This is a genomic window from Pseudomonas sp. UM16 (assembly GCF_050312595.1).
Taxonomy (GTDB): domain Bacteria; phylum Pseudomonadota; class Gammaproteobacteria; order Pseudomonadales; family Pseudomonadaceae; genus Aquipseudomonas.
This window is the reverse complement of sequence record NZ_JBNPJT010000110.1, coordinates 1-215: the sequence shown is the minus strand read 5'-3', so window position 1 is coordinate 215 and position 215 is coordinate 1. Positions and strand designations below refer to the sequence as shown.

Genomic DNA, 215 nt, shown 5'->3' with positions numbered 1-215 from the left:
GGCGACGCGAATGTCACCTTCCACTTCCAGATGAGCAATCCGCCACAGGGTACGACCACCCTGACCGTTAACGTCGGCGGCAAGGACTACACCGTCAGCGTCGACAAGGACGGTTACGGCAAGTTAGATGTGCCGAACACCAACGGCGAAGACGCTTACCTCGACGGCTCTAAAGTCACTGCGACTGTGACCGAAGTGAAAGGCGGCAACTACGA

1 protein-coding gene is annotated in these 215 nt (G+C 57.7%); it reads left to right on the top strand.

Features of this window, described 5'->3' with window-relative positions:
• Positions 1-215, top strand: a 215-nt coding sequence (locus ACQRAX_RS25790; protein WP_427867805.1) for a hypothetical protein, incomplete at both ends; no start/stop codon positions are given.